This is a genomic window from Trinickia mobilis (genome assembly GCF_017315705.1).
In the GTDB taxonomy this organism is placed as follows: Bacteria; Pseudomonadota; Gammaproteobacteria; order Burkholderiales; family Burkholderiaceae; genus Trinickia_A; species Trinickia_A mobilis.
On sequence record NZ_JAFLRF010000028.1, the window covers coordinates 16,846 to 30,897 of the forward strand.

At 65.7% G+C, this 14,052-nt stretch carries 13 protein-coding genes; 6 read left to right on the plus strand and 7 right to left on the minus strand.

From position 1 onward, the window contains the following. Positions 1-149: 149 nt before the first annotated feature. The 4 genes from J3489_RS27195 to J3489_RS27210 form a co-directional block, all read right to left on the minus strand. Positions 150-1,970: a M61 family metallopeptidase gene (locus J3489_RS27195; protein ID WP_207003477.1), complete on the minus strand. Its 1,821-nt coding sequence runs from the start codon at positions 1,968-1,970 to the stop codon at positions 150-152. A gap of 99 nt (positions 1,971-2,069) precedes the next feature. Next, complete coding sequence (locus J3489_RS27200) at positions 2,070-2,807, minus strand: DsbC family protein (protein ID WP_207003479.1); 738 nt, start codon at positions 2,805-2,807, stop codon at positions 2,070-2,072. Positions 2,808-2,880: 73 nt separating this feature from the next. After that, positions 2,881-4,053 carry a UbiH/UbiF family hydroxylase gene (locus J3489_RS27205; RefSeq protein ID WP_207003481.1) on the minus strand — a complete coding sequence of 391 codons (1,173 nt, stop codon included), beginning with the start codon at positions 4,051-4,053 and terminating at the stop codon, positions 2,881-2,883. Between the two features lie 64 nt (positions 4,054-4,117). Further along, positions 4,118-4,372 (minus strand): hypothetical protein, encoded by a 255-nt coding sequence (locus tag J3489_RS27210; protein ID WP_207003483.1) that lies wholly within the window; start codon positions 4,370-4,372, stop codon positions 4,118-4,120. Here J3489_RS27210 and ychF point away from each other — a divergent pair. The 4 genes from ychF (at position 4,371) to J3489_RS27230 (ending at position 8,710) form a co-directional block, all read left to right on the plus strand. After that, the gene (gene ychF / locus J3489_RS27215; RefSeq protein WP_207003485.1) at positions 4,371-5,465 is read left to right on the plus strand and encodes a redox-regulated ATPase YchF; all 1,095 of its coding nucleotides are present in this window, start codon (positions 4,371-4,373) and stop codon (positions 5,463-5,465) included. The two genes, J3489_RS27210 and ychF, sit on opposite strands and share 2 nt — an antisense overlap. 68 nt (positions 5,466-5,533) lie before the next feature. Further along, positions 5,534-5,662, plus strand: a complete 129-nt coding sequence (locus tag J3489_RS27220; RefSeq protein ID WP_374193490.1) for a hypothetical protein — start codon at positions 5,534-5,536, stop codon at positions 5,660-5,662. 139 nt (positions 5,663-5,801) lie between these two features. Then, positions 5,802-7,469 carry an energy-dependent translational throttle protein EttA gene (ettA, locus tag J3489_RS27225; RefSeq protein ID WP_207003487.1) on the plus strand — a complete coding sequence of 556 codons (1,668 nt, stop codon included), beginning with the start codon at positions 5,802-5,804 and terminating at the stop codon, positions 7,467-7,469. Between the two features lie 122 nt (positions 7,470-7,591). Further along, the gene (locus J3489_RS27230; protein ID WP_207003488.1) at positions 7,592-8,710 is read left to right on the plus strand and encodes a DUF748 domain-containing protein; all 1,119 of its coding nucleotides are present in this window, start codon (positions 7,592-7,594) and stop codon (positions 8,708-8,710) included. Between the two features lie 85 nt (positions 8,711-8,795). Here the strand turns inward: J3489_RS27230 and J3489_RS27235 are convergent, their stop codons facing one another. The 3 genes from J3489_RS27235 to J3489_RS27245 all read right to left on the minus strand — a co-directional run bounded on the left by J3489_RS27235 (position 8,796) and on the right by J3489_RS27245 (position 11,619). Beyond that, positions 8,796-9,419 (minus strand): HAD family hydrolase, encoded by a 624-nt coding sequence (locus J3489_RS27235; RefSeq protein WP_207003490.1) that lies wholly within the window; start codon positions 9,417-9,419, stop codon positions 8,796-8,798. Between the two features lie 97 nt (positions 9,420-9,516). Beyond that, a complete protein-coding gene (locus J3489_RS27240; RefSeq protein ID WP_207003492.1) occupies positions 9,517-11,346 on the minus strand; it encodes an aminopeptidase P family protein in 1,830 nt (609 codons plus the stop codon). A gap of 18 nt (positions 11,347-11,364) precedes the next feature. Then, positions 11,365-11,619, minus strand: a complete 255-nt coding sequence (locus J3489_RS27245; RefSeq protein WP_207003494.1) for a hypothetical protein — start codon at positions 11,617-11,619, stop codon at positions 11,365-11,367. A 175-nt stretch (positions 11,620-11,794) separates the two neighbouring features. Between J3489_RS27245 and J3489_RS27250 the strand changes: the two genes are divergently transcribed. After that, positions 11,795-12,586 carry a response regulator transcription factor gene (locus tag J3489_RS27250; protein WP_207003497.1) on the plus strand — a complete coding sequence of 264 codons (792 nt, stop codon included), beginning with the start codon at positions 11,795-11,797 and terminating at the stop codon, positions 12,584-12,586. A 59-nt stretch (positions 12,587-12,645) separates the two neighbouring features. Further along, the gene (gene hemA, locus J3489_RS27255; protein WP_207003499.1) at positions 12,646-13,932 is read left to right on the plus strand and encodes a glutamyl-tRNA reductase; all 1,287 of its coding nucleotides are present in this window, start codon (positions 12,646-12,648) and stop codon (positions 13,930-13,932) included. Positions 13,933-14,052: the final 120 nt, after the last annotated feature.

Here is a 14,052-nt window from a genome sequence, read left to right on the forward strand (position 1 = left end):
GAACAATCGGCCGACTTGGGAGGGGCGACAGTCCCGAATGAGTGCGCGATCGCCCCCATTCTGGCGCGTCTAGACGGACCTGGCTGCCCCTTTTCGGCTCAGGACGGGGCCGCTCGCGCTCGGACGGCCGGCCGTTCCATGCCGTTCGGTCAGCCTTGCAGCCAGCGCTCGCGGACTTTGCGCACGGCTGCGAGCTCGCCGCGACGGCCGTCCTTTCCCCCCTTGTCGCGGGTCGCCAGCTTGTAGCGCGAGACCTCCGGGCCATCGAGCTTCACCTGGGCAACGCGCAGCTCATCGCGCCGGAACGCATGAATCTCGACCTTGGCGCCGGGCAGGTAGCGCGCAAGCAGCGCGTCGAGGTTCGATCCGGTGACGCGCAGGCCGTCGACGGCGACCAGCACGTCGCCCGCCGACAAGCCCGCCTTTTGCGCCGCGCTGCCGTCGTGAACCGCCGTCAGCGCGCATTCGGCGCCGCCGCGCGTCTTCGCGCCGAGCGACGGCTTGCCGTTCTTGTCCGTCTCCGGCTCGAGCGTCACGCCGAACGGCGCGAGCAGCTCGGCGAGCGGCAAGTCGCGCGTGCCGCGCACCGCTTCTTCGAAAAGCGCCGAGAGGTCCGCGCCGGTCGCCTCGGCGATCAGCGCCGCGACCTCGTCTTCGCCCACGCCGACGGCGCTGCCGCGGTAGAAATCGCGGCCGTAGCGCTGCCAGAGGAGCCGCATCACATCGTCGAGCGACTTGCGGTGATTCGTCTGCGCGCGGATCGCGAGATCGAACGCCAGCGCGACGAGCGAGCCCTTCGCGTAATAGCTGACGATCGCGTTCGGCGCGTTTTCGTCCTGGCGGTAGTACTTGACCCATGCGTCGAAGGAGCTTTCGGCGACGCTCTGCTTCAAGCGCCCGCTGCCGCGCAGCACCGCGCCGATCGTCTTGCCGAGCAAGGTGAAGTACTGATCCGGCGTGATGCTCCGGCTGCGCACGAGCATCAGGTCGTCGTAATACGACGTGAAGCCCTCGAAGAGCCACAGGAGCGACGTGTAGTTCTCGCGCGTCAGGTCATATGGCGCGAAGGCGGCGGGCTTGATGCGCTTCACGTTCCACGTGTGGAAATACTCGTGGCTGCATAGTCCGAGATACGTCCGATACCCCTCGGACGCGTCGGCTTGGCCCAGCACCGGCAGGTCGGTGCGATTGCAGATGAGCGCCGTCGACGCGCGATGCTCGAGGCCGCCATAGCCGTCGCTCACGGCCTGCGTCATGAACACGTAGCGATCCATCGGCGCCTTCTTCGTCTTGGGCTCGAACAGCGCGATCTGGGCTTCGCAGATGCCCTTCAAGTCCGCCGCGAGCCGGTCCATGTCGAGCGACACGACGCGCCCCGCGATCACGATGTCATGCGGCACGCCGTGCGCCTTGAACGTGGCGAGTGCGAACTCGCCGAGCGTCACCGGGTGGTCGATCAGCTCATCGTAGTTCTCCGCGCGGTATTCGCCGAAGCCGTAGCGCTTCGTGCCGCGCGCCTCGGGCAGTGCCGTGGCGACGCGCCAGTTGCGGTACGCCTGCCCCGCGGGCTTTTGAATATCGACGACGCAAGGCGTTTCCTCATGCCCGAGTGCGGCGAGAAACACGCTCGTGCCGTTGAAGAAGCTGGTGGTGTCGTCGAGATGCGCGGCGCGCACCGACATGTCCCACGCATACACTTCGTAGCGCAAGGTCAGCGAGCCGCCCTTCACCGGCGCGACCTGCCACGCGTGCTTATCAGTCTTCTCGATGCGCACCTTGCGGCCCGCCTCGTTGAACGCGCGCAGCGTGACGATATGGCGCGCGAACTCGCGCACCATGTAGCTGCCGGGAATCCACACCGGCAGCATGAAGCGCTGTCCGGCCGGATCGGGGTCGGCGAGCGTCAAGGTCACTTCGAACAAGTGCGCGGCAGGTTGCTTCGGGACGATGGTGTAGCGGATCGGCTTCATCGGCAGGCAAGTGGGTTCGGAAAACGGCAAGGGTCGAAAAAAGGGACGGCAGAAACGGCAAGAGGCGCGATTGCGCCTCTTGTCAAAGGGTCCGCTGCGTTAGCGCACGGCGGATAGGGCCCTGTCGAGCTGGTCGGCCGACACGGCTCCCGGCAGCCGGCGGCCGTCGGCGAGGAACACGGTCGGCGTGCCGGTCACGTTCATGCCGCGGCCTAGCGCGAGGTTCTTGTCGAGCGCGCTGGTGTCGCAGTCGGCCGGGCCACCGGGCGCTTTGTGGTCGAGCATCCAGGCTTCCCAGGTCTTCGCGCGGTCGGCCGAGCACCAGATCGCCTTCGATTTCACGAGCGAATCCGGCGTCAGCACCGGATACAGGAACGTGTAGACGGTGACGTTATCGATCGATTTCAGCGTCGTTTCGAGCTGCTTGCAGTACGGGCAGTTCGGATCGGAGAACACCGCGATCTTGCGGCTGCCGTTGCCCTTCACGACCTTGACCGCGTTCGCGAACGGCAGGCTCGCGAAGTCGATCTTGTTGGTTTCGGCAAGGCGCGCTTCGGTCAGGTTGGTGCGAGTTTTCGTGTCGACGAGATCGCCGAGCAGCAAGTAGTCGCCGTTTGCGTCGCTATAGATGATCTGCGTGCCGAGATTGATCTCGTATAGGCCCGCGATCGGCGATTTGGCGATGCTCTTGATCGGCATGTCGCTGCCGAGGCGCGCTTGCAGCGTTGACTTCAGCTTGTCGGTGGCCTGGTCGGCCTGGTCGGCCTGGGCGGTGCAGCCGAGGGTCGCTGCCGCGACGGCCAGCACCGTCACGGCGATCCGAACGATTTTCTTCATGTTGTGCATCCTTTGGTGAAACGCGCGCGCATCGCGTGCCAGGTGTTCGCGGCGGACAGTCGCTGCCGAATTATTAGCCCAAGGCGACCGAAACAAGCCAGCGCTTAATGAGCGGCTGCGCACCAACCAGCGCCATTCCTGTGTTGCGCACCGCGCGCGCGACCGTGCCCGGTACGGAAAACAGGCGCTGCAGGCCGTCGGTGGCGAGCATCAGCGCGCCGATATCCTCGCGGCGCGCGCGCTCGTAGCGGCGCAGCAGCACGGGGTCGCCCAAATCGCGGAACGGCTCCTTCTTCGCGATGACGTCGGCGAGCGCGGCCGCGTCGCGCAAGCCGAGGTTCATTCCCTGGCCGGCGAGCGGGTGGATCAGGTGCGCGGCGTCGCCGATCAGCGCGACGCGCGGCGCGATCAGGCGGTCGACCGTTTGCAGCGCGAGCGGAAAGCCCTGCGCGGGCGTCACGCATTCGAGCGCGCCGAGCTGGCCTAGCGTCGCTTTTTCGACGGCGGCCGCCAGTTGCGCGGGATCGAGCGCCATCAGATCGCGCGCGTGCTCGCTGCGCGCCGACCAGACGAGCGACACGTGGCCGTCCGGCAGCGGCAGCAACGCGATGATTTCGCCGTCCTTGAACCACTGGTACGCGGTTTCGCCATGCGGCTTGGCCGCCATGAAGTTCGCGACGACGCCCTTCTGCCGGTAATCGCGCCGTTCGACCTTCGAGCCCATCTGCGCGCGCACCCACGAATGGGCCCCGTCCGCACCGACGACCAGATCCGCCTCGATGACCTGGCCGTTCGCGAGACCGAGCGCTGCCGCATCCGGTTTGACGTCGAGCCCTTGGGCGCGCGCGTCGATCCAGGTCAGGTTCGGCTGGAAACGCAGCGCGGCATCGAGCGATTGCTCGATCAGCGACGATTCGACGATCCACGCGAGCTGCGGCACCGATGCCTGGAACGCCGAGAAATGGAGTTCGGCGTGCGCGTCGCCCCAGACGCGCATGTCGTAGACGGGTGAAAGCCGGCTGTGATCCAGGGCCTGCCAGACGCGCAGGCGTTCGAGCAAAGTCTGCGAACTGGCGGACAGCGCGTAGATGCGCGAATCGAAGACAGCATCCGCAGGACGCGGCACGGTGGGCTGAGCGAGCAGCGCGACGCGCAGGCCGGCCTGCGTCAGCGCGAGCGCGGTGGTCTTGCCGACCAGCCCGCCGCCGACGACGGCCACGTGGAAGCTTTGATGTGAGGCATTCATGCCGGGCATTATAGCCGCGCCCTTTCGGACGGCTTGTCCGGACGGGCCGCGCTGGTGCGCTATATCAAAAGTGGCGCGGGCACGCCGGCGAGCATCTGGCCCCTTCACGGTCGGACTGCCTGCGGCGGGCAACGCCCGGCGCGGCTGCACGCTCGATGCCGAAGGGCGCGGCCCGTCGCGGGACCAGCGGTACAATAGCGCTTTTGCCGGCCGCGCCCTGCGCGCCGTCCTTTTTTCCGCGCTGCGGCGAAGCCGTCCTGCCGGCTGCACCGAAGAGCGCGCGGCCGTAGCGCCGTTTCACCCGTTCGAAGGATTCCATGAGCCTCAAATGCGGCATCGTCGGCTTGCCTAATGTCGGCAAGTCCACCCTGTTCAACGCGCTGACCAAGGCGGGCATCGCCGCCGAAAACTATCCGTTCTGCACGATCGAGCCGAATGTCGGCGTGGTCGAAGTGCCCGATCAGCGCCTGAAGGCGCTCTCCGAGATCGTCAAGCCCGAGCGCGTCGTGCCGGCGGTCGTCGAGTTCGTCGATATCGCTGGGCTCGTCGCCGGCGCGAGCAAGGGCGAAGGCCTCGGCAACCAGTTCCTCGCGAACATTCGCGAAACCGACGCGGTCACGCACGTCGTGCGTTGCTTCGAGGACGAGAACGTGATTCACGTCGCGGGCAAGGTCGATCCGCTGTCGGATATCGAAGTCATCAACACCGAACTGGCGCTCGCCGACCTCGCGACCGTCGAGAAGGCGCTCGCGCGCTATTCGAAGGCGGCGAAGTCCGGCAACGACAAGGAAGCGGTCAAGCTGGCGGCCGTGCTGGAAAAGGTGCGCGCGCAACTGGATCAGGCGAAGTCGGTGCGTGCGCTCGATCTGACGGACGAGGAAGAGGCGCTTCTCAAGCCGTTCTGCCTGATCACCGCGAAGCCGACGATGTACGTCGCGAACGTGAAGGAAGACGGCTTCGAGAACAACCCGCATCTCGAAGCGGTGCGCAAGTACGCGGAAGGCGAGAAGTCGCCGGTCGTCGCGGTGTGCGCCGCGATCGAGGCCGAGATCGCCGATCTGGCCGACGAAGACAAGGAAGTGTTCCTCGCCGACATGGGCATGCACGAGCCGGGCCTGAACCGCGTGATCCGCGCCGGTTTCAAGCTGCTTGGGCTGCAGACGTACTTCACGGCGGGCGTGAAGGAAGTGCGCGCGTGGACGATTCATATCGGCGACACGGCGCCGCAGGCCGCGGGCGTGATCCACACCGACTTCGAACGCGGCTTCATCCGCGCGCAAACCATCTCGTTCGACGACTACGTGACCTACAAGGGTGAGCAAGGCGCGAAGGAGGCCGGGAAAATGCGCGCCGAAGGGAAGGAATATGTCGTGCACGACGGCGACGTGATGAACTTCCTGTTCAACGTCTGATAGCGGCTCGTCGCATCGACATCCGATCGGTCGCCGAAGCCCTGGCCTGGAAAGCCAACGGCGCCGACATGATCTGCGCACAGGGCGCGCAAGCCGGCGGCCACCGCGGCACGTTCCTCGGCCATCCCGGCGCCAGCATGGTCGGCACGCTCGCGTGGGGGCCGCGCCAGCGCGCATTCGAGCGCGAAGTACAATAACGGACGCTCACACGCGCAAAGCGCCGGCACGACAGCCCATCCAAGCGCCGCGCCCCTCCGCGCAGCGCGCCCAATTTCATCAATCGCCGCCTGCGCCCTCTCTCGCGCGGCGCGGCATCAACATTCCGACTTCTAGCCCATGGCCCAATACGTCTTCACCATGAACCGCGTCGGCAAGATCGTGCCGCCGAAACGCCAGATCCTGAAAGACATCTCGCTCTCGTTCTTCCCCGGCGCGAAAATCGGTGTGCTCGGCCTGAACGGCTCGGGCAAATCGACGCTCATCAAGATCATGGCCGGCGTCGACAAGGAAATCGAAGGCGAAGCCACGCCGATGCCGAACCTCAACATCGGCTATCTGCCGCAGGAGCCGAAGCTGGATCCGTCGAAGACGGTGCGCGAAGCGGTCGAGGACGGCCTCGGCGACGTCTTCCAGGCCCAGAAAAAGCTCGACGAGATCTACGCGGCCTACGCCGAACCCGACGCCGACTTCGACGCGCTCGCCGCCGAACAAGCGAAATACGAAGCGATCCTCGCCGCGAGCGACGGCGGCAGCCCCGAGCAGCAGCTCGAAATCGCCGCCGATGCGCTGCGCCTGCCGGCATGGGACGCGAAGATCGAAAACCTGTCGGGCGGCGAAAAGCGCCGCGTGGCGCTGTGCAAGCTCCTGCTCGAAAAGCCCGACATGCTCCTGCTCGACGAACCGACCAACCACCTCGACGCCGAATCCGTCGACTGGCTCGAACAGTTCCTCGTGCGCTTCCCCGGCACGGTCGTCGCAGTCACGCACGATCGCTACTTCCTCGACAACGCCGCCGAGTGGATTCTCGAACTCGACCGCGGCCACGGCATTCCGTGGAAGGGCAACTACAGCAGCTGGCTCGATCAGAAGGAAGAACGGCTGAAGCAGGAAGAAGCGTCCGAATCGGCTCGCCAGAAGGCGATCAAGAAGGAGCTGGAGTGGGTGCGCCAGAATCCGAAGGGACGCCAGGCGAAGTCGAAGGCGCGTATCGCACGCTTCGAGGAGCTGAACAGCCAGGAATACCAGAAGCGCAACGAAACACAGGAAATCTTCATTCCTGTCGGCGAGCGGCTCGGTAACGAAGTCATCGAGTTCAAGAACGTCAGCAAGGCCTACGGCGATCACCTCCTGATCGACAACCTGAGCTTCAAGATTCCGGCGGGCGCAATCGTCGGCATCATCGGGCCGAACGGCGCCGGCAAGTCGACGCTGTTCCGCATGCTGACCGGCCAGGAGCAGCCGGATTCAGGCGAAATCGTGCAGGGGCCGACCGTCAAGCTCGCCTATGTCGATCAGAGCCGCGACGCGCTCGACGGCTCGAAAACGGTGTTCGAAGAGATTTCCGACGGTGCCGACGTGCTGACGGTGGGCAAGTATGAAACGCCGTCGCGCGCGTATATCGGCCGCTTCAACTTCAAGGGCGGCGATCAGCAGAAGAACGTCGGCACGCTGTCGGGCGGCGAGCGCGGACGGCTGCATCTCGCGAAGACGCTGATCGCGGGCGGCAACATGCTGCTGCTCGACGAACCGTCGAACGATCTCGACGTCGAAACGCTGCGCGCGCTCGAAGATGCATTGCTCGAATTCGCGGGCTCGGTCATGGTGATCTCGCACGACCGCTGGTTCCTCGACCGGATCGCCACGCACATCCTGGCCTTCGAAGGCGACTCGCAAGTGGTGTTCTTCGACGGCAACTACCACGAATACGAAGCGGACAAGGTGAAGCGCCTCGGCGAGGAAGCCGCCAAGCCGAAGCGCGTGCGCTACAAGCCGGTCACCCGCTAAGCCAAACGATCGCCAACCAAGGCACACGGCTTGCGTGAAAATAAGCGCCCCGCGCACTGTCGAGTGCGCGGGGCGCTTGTCCATATGCGGTGCGGAGCGCGAGCGGCAGCCAGGAGCAACGGATGGCAACGAAAGGCATGCGGGTAGCGTGGGTGGTCGTCGGCGTGATCGTGGCACTCGTCGTGGCGGCGTTTGCGGGCGTCTATGCGCTCGAGCGCGAATTGAAAGCGCGCATCGCCAGCGTGCTCGGGCCGCTCGGGAGCGCCGAGCGCATCGACATCGGCCTGTCGGGCGTCCGGCTCACCCATGTCCGTCTGCATGCGCCCAAGGGCTGGCCCGCGGGCGATACGCTGCGCGCCAATCAGATCACGGTCGAACCGGACCTGCCCGATTTGCTCAGGAAACGTATCCACGTGCGAAGCGTCGTCGTCGACGGCTTCAAGTTGACCGTCCTGCGCACCGAGAGCGGCGGCCTGCAAGTCGTGCCGAACCTGCGGCGATCGCTCAGCGAGGCGCCGGCGAGCGAAACCGAAACCACTCCCGTTTGGGGACCCGACAAGCTCGTCGACCACATCGAATTCACGCACGGCACATTCGACTTCTACGACGAGACCGTGCGGCACCCGGCCTACAAGATCGTGGTCGAAAACGCGAACGCGACGGTCGATCATCTGCATCTGCCCGCCCTCGCCGATCCGACGACGGTTGCCGCGAAGGGCAGCATCAAGGGGCCGCAGCACACAGGCACGGTATCGTTTTCCGGCTGGATCAAGATCGCGAGCAAGGATTCGCAGACGAACACGCAACTGCGCGGCGTCGACATCGTCACGCTCGACCCGTATTTGCTGACGAAAATCAGCGCGAAGACGCCCGTGGCGGGCGGCACGCTCGACATGACCGTCGACGCGACGGTGCACAACGAGCAGCTTCACGCACCGGGCGTGGTGACGCTCGATCACCTGCAGCTCGCCGAGACCGGCGATCCGCTCGACACCTTCCTGTCGCTGTCCACCAAGGCCGCCGTCGCCGCGCTAAAGACGCACGGCGACAAGATCACGCTGCATTTCGAACTCGACGGCAATCTGCGCGACCCGAAGTTCTCGCTCAACGAGAGCTTCGCGACGAAGCTCGGTTCGGGCTTTGCCGATGCGCTCGGCGTAAGCGTCAAGGGCGTCGCCAAAGGCGTGGGCGAAACGGTGAAGGGGCTGAGCGGCGCGTTGCGCAACCTGATCGGGCAATGAACCGCGAGGCGAACGGGAACCCCGCGCCGGACGCGCTTCGGACGCGCTTCGGACGATCACGCGGCCGCGCCCGATCAGCGACGGTTCAGACCGGCAGGCCCAACTCGCGCAGGCGCGCTTCGGTCGCCGCCGCACTCGTGTGATGCACGCCGTGCCAGCCAAGGGCCGTCGCGGCATCGGCGTTTTTGCGGTTGTCGTCGATGAAGACGATTTCGTGCGGCTCGATGTCGGGCAAGTGCGGCTCGATACGGCTGACCATCTCGCGGAAAATCGCCGGGTCCGGCTTCACGAGCTTCACGCGGCCCGAGACGACGATGTCCCTGAAGCGCCGCAGAATCGGAAAGTTCTCCCACGCGTACGGGAACGTCTCCGCCGACCAGTTCGTCAGGCCGAAGAGCGGCACGCCGGCCGCATCGAGTTTCTCGACCGTCGCCGCGCCGTCCTCCAGCACGCCGGCGATCATCTCGTGCCAGCGTTCGTAGAACGCGCGGATCAGCGCCTCGTGCTCGGGAAACTTCGCGATCAGTTCCTCGGTGCCTTCGGCGATCGGCTGGCCGCCGTCCTGCCTCACGACCCAATCCATCGCGCAGACGCGCGTGAGAAACCAGCGGCGTTCCGCTTCATCGGGAATCAGTTGGCGATACAGGTACTCGGGGCTCCAGTCGATCAGCACCCCGCCGAAATCGAAGACGACGGCTTTGATGGTCATGCGAACTCCGCTCTCAGCACGTCGGCGAGCGGGCGCACCGAAGTCCGATTGCCGGCCAGCGCGCTGTTCGCCCAAACGTAGTTTTGATGCGCGACGATCAGATGGGCTGCGTCCGCGTCTCGAGCCACACCTTCGCGTCGCCCGACACGTGCGGAGAGACGCGCGTGCGCACCGTCTCGTGATACGCGTTGAGCCACGCACGCTCGTCCTCGCGCAACAACGACAGCTCGATGCAACGCGTATCGATCGGGCACAGCGTGAGCGTCTCGAACTTGAGGAACGAGCCGAACGCAGTCTCTTGAGCGACGCGATTCAACACGAGGTTTTCGATCCGCACGCCCCACTTGCCCGGCCGGTAGATACCCGGCTCGACGGACGTGATCATCCCTTCCTCCATTGCCGTGAACGGCTCGGCCGGTGCGTAGTGCGAGATGACCTGCGGGCCTTCGTGCACGTTCAGGAAGTAGCCGACGCCGTGGCCGGTGCCGTGGCCGTACTCGAGGCCGGCTTCCCAGATCGGCGCGCGGGCGATCGCGTCGAGCATCGGCGAGCGGATGCCGCGCGGGAAATGCGCGCGCGAGAGCGCCATCATCGCCTTGAGCACGATCGTGAAGTCGCGCTTTTGATCCGCCGAAACCGTACCGACCGGCACGACCCGCGTGATATCCGTCGTGCCGCTGACGTATTGACCGCCGGAGTCGATCAAGAGCAGACCGTTGCCTTCGATCGTCGAATGCGACGCAGCGGTCGCGCCGTAGTGCGGCATCGCGCCGTTCGCGTTGAAGCCCGCTATCGTCGAGAAGCTCAGCGACACAAAGCCCGGCCGGCGCGCACGCGCGGCGGTCAGGCGTTCGTCGACCGTGAGTTCGGTGATCCTCTCGCCCTTGGCGAGCGCGCTTTCGAACCACGCAAAAAACTCGGCGAGCGCGGCGCCGTCCTGTTCCATCGTCGCGCGCACGTGTTCGGCTTCGCTCGCGGTCTTGCGCGATTTGGCGAACGTCGACGGGTTGACCGCCTCGACGATTTTCACGGACGCCGGCACCGCCTGCAGCAGGCCGTATGTCACGCGGCGCGGATCGATGAGCAGGGTCGAGCCGGCCGGCAATGCCGCAAGCGCGGCGGGAGTGCGTTGATACGGCTCGACGCGGATGCCGTCGCGCGCGAGCGCATCGACCGTTTCCTTCGGCACCTTGCCGTCGCCGATGAAGAGCGACGCCCCATCGAGCCCGATCAGCGCATGCGCGACGAACACCGGGTTGTACTTCACGTCGGCGCCGCGCAGGTTCAAGAGCCACGCGAGGTCGTCGAGCGTCGAGACGAAATGCCATTGCGCGCCGTTTTCCTGCATCGCGCGGTGCACCCGGGCGAGCTTTTCGGCGCGCGCGTCGCCGACATGCGGCGCGGCGTGCTCATAGACAGCCACGTCCGGCAGCGCCGGGCGTCCCGGCCAAATCTCGTCGAGCAAGTCGACCTCGGTCCGCAAGGCAATGCCGCGCCTGGAAAACGTATCGGTCAACACGCGCGCCGCCGCGACGCCCAGCACTGCGCCGTCGACGCCGACCGTCGCTCCTGCCGGAAGGTTCTGCGCCAGCCAATCGACATGCGCCTGCGACTGTTGCGCGGACACGAGCTTCATCAACTGCACTCCGCTGCCCGCCAGTTGGGTTTCGGCCTGCACCCAGTAGCGGCTGTCGGTCCAGAGGCCCGCGAAGTCGGCGGTGACGACGAGAAGGCCAGCGGAGCCCTTGAAGCCCGACAGCCATTGACGGCCTTGCCAGCGCTCCGGCAGATATTCGGAGAGGTGCGGATCGGCGGACGGAACGATATAGGCGGCGAGCCCCGCGCGCGCCATCGCACCGCGCAGCCGCGCCAGCCGCTCGGGAATGGATTCGCCGAGGGCAGCGGATTCAGGAAGTCGGATATTCATTATGTAGCCTGCAAGCGTTCATCGACGGGAGACCAAGCCGACCGTCACGGCAACGGCGAGAAGTGCGATGGCCGTGCAAACCGGCCATTCGAGCGTGTCGCCATCATAGAAAAGGCCCGTCACACTGCCGGCCATCTTGGCGGCACTGGCTGCCGCAACCCCGATCAGCACGGCAACCCAAGGACGGGTGCGGCCCGTGCGGCGCAGCGGATGAAGCCGCCAGCCGAGCGAGCCGACGACAGCGCCCAGCACGACGATTCCCGGCCAGCCCATCAGCGGCACCCTCGCATTATTTTCAGACTAATCCCATAGGCACTGCGCAGACGCCTTAATAGCATTCTTATCTCATTCAACCAAAAGATCAGCACGGCATTTCTCTGTGCAGCGGTCGAGTTTAGGGGTCGGAAAAATGTTAAGCAAGTGCGCGCGCTGCCGCTGACGCCCATCCATGCGAATCGCCCTTATCGAACCGGATTCTCGCCACGCCGAAGTAATGGACCGGCTGCTCTTCGCCGGCGGCCATACTTGTCGGCACTTCACCAACAGCAACGACTTCTTCGCGTGGATCGCCACGCGAACCTGCGATCTTCTCATTACGGACCAGTGGGCGGGCGATCTGCCGTCCGAAGACGTGATCCCGGCCGCCCGCGCGATCCTGCCCGGCCTGCCGGCCATGGTCATGATTCACGCGCCGCGCGAGAGCGAGATCGTCGCGAGCCTGCATGCGGGCGCCGACGATTGCCTCGGCAAGCCGGTGCGCGGACCTGAGCTGCTCGCGCGGGTCGACGCGCTCTTGCGCCGCGCCGGCGTGCGCCGTCCGCCCAGCCCGTCGCGCGGACGCTTCGGCGAGTATGCGTTCGACGTCGCGCGCGGTCTAGCACGATTCGACGATCAGGTCGTCACGCTGACACCGAAGGAATGCCGCTTCGCGCTGCTGCTGTTCGCGAACCTCGGGCGCCCGGTTTCGCGCGCGCACATTCTCGAGGCGGTCTGGGCGACGCGGCGCGACTTCAAGTCGCGCACGCTCGATACCCACGCGTCGCGCGTGCGAACCAAGCTGCAGTTGCATCCGGAGCGGGGCTACAGTCTGAGCCCGCTCTACGGCTTCGGCTATCAGCTCGACCGGATCTTCGGCGAGACGCCGGCCAAAGGAACCAAAGGGCCCAAAGGGCCCAAAGGGATCAAAGGGCCAGAAGACGCCGATCGCGGCGAAAATGAAAGCAGCATAGAAACGCTATAATATGCGGCTGAATCATAGCCTTGCCGCACCCACAGCCAGGGTCCATTGCAGCCCCGCACATGCAACTTTTAACGATCGGAATCAACCACCATACAGCGCCAGTCGCCCTGCGCGAACGCGTGGCGTTTCCGCTCGACCAGATCAAGCCGGCTCTCGCGACCTTCAAGGACCTCTGGCTCGGCCGCGCGGCCCCTAACGCGCCCGAAGCCGCGATCCTGTCCACCTGCAACCGCACCGAACTTTACTGCGCAACCGACGACCGCGCCGCGCGCGAAACCGCAATCGAGTGGCTGTCGAGGTACCACGGCATTCCGGTCGGCGAACTTGCGCCGCATGTCTATGCGCTGCCGCAGTCGGAAGCGGTCCGGCACGCGTTCCGCGTCGCGTCGGGTCTCGATTCGATGGTGCTCGGCGAAACGCAAATCCTCGGACAATTGAAGGATGCGGTACGCACGGCATCCGAGGCGGGCGCGCTTGGCACGTACCTGAATCAGCTGTTCCAGCGCACGTTCTCGGTGGCGAAGGAAGTGCGCGGCACGACCGAGATCGGCGCACAGTCGGTGTCCATGGCCGCCGCGGCCGTGCGGCTCGCGCAGCGCATCTTCGACAAGGTCGCAAACCAGCGCGTGCTCTTCATCGGCGCCGGCGAAATGATCGAGCTGTGCGCGACGCACTTCGCCGCCCAGCAGCCGCGCGAGCTGGTCGTCGCGAACCGCACCGCCGAGCGCGGCGCGAAGCTCGCCGAGCGCTTCAATGGCCGCTCGATCCCGCTCTCCGAGTTGCCCGCGCGGTTGCACGAGTTCGACATCATCGTGTCCTGCACGGCATCGACGCTGCCGATCATCGGCCTGGGCGCCGTCGAGCGCGCGGTGAAGGCGCGCCGCCACCGGCCGATCTTCATGGTCGATCTGGCCGTGCCGCGCGACATCGAGCCCGAAGTCGCGAAGCTCGAAGACGTGTTCCTCTACACCGTCGACGACCTCGGCGCCATTGTGCGCGAAGGCAATGCGTCGCGGCAGGCGGCCGTCGCGCAAGCCGAGTCGATCATCGAGACACGCGTCGCGAACTACATGCAGTGGCTCGATGCGCGCAGCATCGTGCCGGTGATCCGCCACATGCACACGCAAGCGGATTTGCTGCGCCAGGCGGAAGTCGAACGGGCGCTCAAGATGCTCGCGCGCGGCGACGATCCGGCGGTGGTGCTCGAAGCGATGTCGCAGTCGCTGACCAACAAGCTCATTCACGGCCCGACTCACGCGCTCAATCGCGCAAGCAGCGAAAATCGCGATACGCTCATCGAGCTGTTGGGCGGGTTCTACAAGCATTCGAATTCTTCCGACCGTTAGCGGCGCTGCCTCGCATCCTTGCTCCGCTACGGGAGCTCCGCGGGCAGACTGATCGACCTATTTCCCCACCCGCGGCTCCCCCGCCCCTTACCTCAGATTTGCAGCCTACCCGGGAGCCCC

What these genes read in the sequence shown, in the direction of transcription:
- J3489_RS27195 (WP_207003477.1), bottom strand. Translation starts at nt 1,970, where the DNA reads ATGAAGCCGATCCGCTACACCATCGTCCCGAAGCAACCTGCCGCGCAC.
- J3489_RS27235 (WP_207003490.1), bottom strand. Translation starts at nt 9,419, where the DNA reads ATGACCATCAAAGCCGTCGTCTTCGATTTCGGCGGGGTGCTGATCGAC.
- J3489_RS27200 (WP_207003479.1), bottom strand. Translation starts at nt 2,807, where the DNA reads ATGAAGAAAATCGTTCGGATCGCCGTGACGGTGCTGGCCGTCGCGGCA.
- J3489_RS27210 (WP_207003483.1), bottom strand. Translation starts at nt 4,372, where the DNA reads ATGGAATCCTTCGAACGGGTGAAACGGCGCTACGGCCGCGCGCTCTTC.
- J3489_RS27250 (WP_207003497.1), top strand. Translation starts at nt 11,795, where the DNA reads ATGCGAATCGCCCTTATCGAACCGGATTCTCGCCACGCCGAAGTAATG.
- ychF (WP_207003485.1), top strand. Translation starts at nt 4,371, where the DNA reads ATGAGCCTCAAATGCGGCATCGTCGGCTTGCCTAATGTCGGCAAGTCC.
- J3489_RS27220 (WP_374193490.1), top strand. Translation starts at nt 5,534, where the DNA reads ATGATCTGCGCACAGGGCGCGCAAGCCGGCGGCCACCGCGGCACGTTC.
- J3489_RS27205 (WP_207003481.1), bottom strand. Translation starts at nt 4,053, where the DNA reads ATGAATGCCTCACATCAAAGCTTCCACGTGGCCGTCGTCGGCGGCGGG.
- hemA (WP_207003499.1), top strand. Translation starts at nt 12,646, where the DNA reads ATGCAACTTTTAACGATCGGAATCAACCACCATACAGCGCCAGTCGCC.
- J3489_RS27240 (WP_207003492.1), bottom strand. Translation starts at nt 11,346, where the DNA reads ATGAATATCCGACTTCCTGAATCCGCTGCCCTCGGCGAATCCATTCCC.
- J3489_RS27245 (WP_207003494.1), bottom strand. Translation starts at nt 11,619, where the DNA reads ATGGGCTGGCCGGGAATCGTCGTGCTGGGCGCTGTCGTCGGCTCGCTC.
- ettA (WP_207003487.1), top strand. Translation starts at nt 5,802, where the DNA reads ATGGCCCAATACGTCTTCACCATGAACCGCGTCGGCAAGATCGTGCCG.
- J3489_RS27230 (WP_207003488.1), top strand. Translation starts at nt 7,592, where the DNA reads ATGGCAACGAAAGGCATGCGGGTAGCGTGGGTGGTCGTCGGCGTGATC.